Annotated in this window: 1 protein-coding gene; it reads left to right on the top strand. The window is 55.5% G+C overall.

Features of this window, described 5'->3' with window-relative positions; all coding sequences use genetic code 11:
* On the top strand, positions 1–449 hold a 449-nt coding region (locus tag J5M71_RS28440; protein ID WP_347709885.1), incomplete at both ends, for a CorA family divalent cation transporter.

The raw sequence follows: 449 nt of genomic DNA, 5'->3' as shown, positions 1-449 counted from the left end.
CCTGTTTATGATCTGGAAGCGCCCGGAAAGCTTCGACGGGCGCGCATTCAACGTTTCGTCCTTCGGCGTGGTGCTGAGCGAAAAACGCTTGGTGGTCATTTGTGCGAGCAACTCGCTGCTTTCGGGGTTGGAGCACGATGCGCAAATGACCGGGCCGCTGGACGTGCTGATGGCGTTGCTCGCAGAAAGTGTTCACCACTATCTCGGGCATTTGCGCGTGGTCAAACAGATCGCTCGGGAGATCCAACAGCAATTCACCCGGGCGATGGACAATCAGCAATTGGCACAGATGTACAACCTGAGCGAAAGCCTCGTGTACTACGTCAATGCGATTCAAAGTAACGGAGCGGTGTTGACGCTGCTGCGCAACCACGGCCAGCGTCAACACCGCTCCGTTACTTTGAATCGCATTGACGTAGTACACGAGGCTTTCGCTCAGGTTGTACATC

Source organism: Pseudomonas sp. 43(2021) (assembly GCF_017490805.1).
GTDB lineage: Bacteria > Pseudomonadota > Gammaproteobacteria > Pseudomonadales > Pseudomonadaceae > Aquipseudomonas.
This window is presented reverse-complemented; position numbering and strand designations above follow the sequence as displayed.